General features: G+C 55.0%; 1 rRNA gene. It reads left to right on the plus strand.

The annotated features are described in order from the left end of the window. A 23S ribosomal RNA gene (locus tag ACLJXE_RS24310) occupies nt 1-584 on the plus strand; the annotation flags it as partial.

The following is a 584-nucleotide window of genomic DNA, read 5'->3' on the forward strand; positions in this document are numbered from 1 at the left end:
ATCCGGGTTGCGGACAGTGTCTGGTGGGTAGTTTGACTGGGGCGGTCTCCTCCTAAAGAGTAACGGAGGAGCACGAAGGTTAGCTAATCCTGGTCGGACATCAGGAGGTTAGTGCAAAGGCATAAGCTAGCTTGACTGCGAGAGTGACGGCTCGAGCAGGTGCGAAAGCAGGTCTTAGTGATCCGGTGGTTCTGAATGGAAGGGCCATCGCTCAACGGATAAAAGGTACTCCGGGGATAACAGGCTGATACCGCCCAAGAGTTCATATCGACGGCGGTGTTTGGCACCTCGATGTCGGCTCATCACATCCTGGGGCTGAAGTAGGTCCCAAGGGTATGGCTGTTCGCCATTTAAAGTGGTACGCGAGCTGGGTTTAGAACGTCGTGAGACAGTTCGGTCCCTATCTGCCGTGGGCGCTGGAGAATTGAGGGGGGCTGCTCCTAGTACGAGAGGACCGGAGTGGACGCATCACTGGTGTTCGGGTTGTCATGCCAATGGCATTGCCCGGTAGCTAAATGCGGAAGAGATAAGTGCTGAAAGCATCTAAGCACGAAACTTGCCCCGAGATGAGTTCTCCCTGACTC

Source organism: Citrobacter sp. U14242, from assembly GCF_046555775.1.
Taxonomy (GTDB): Bacteria; Pseudomonadota; Gammaproteobacteria; order Enterobacterales; family Enterobacteriaceae; genus Citrobacter.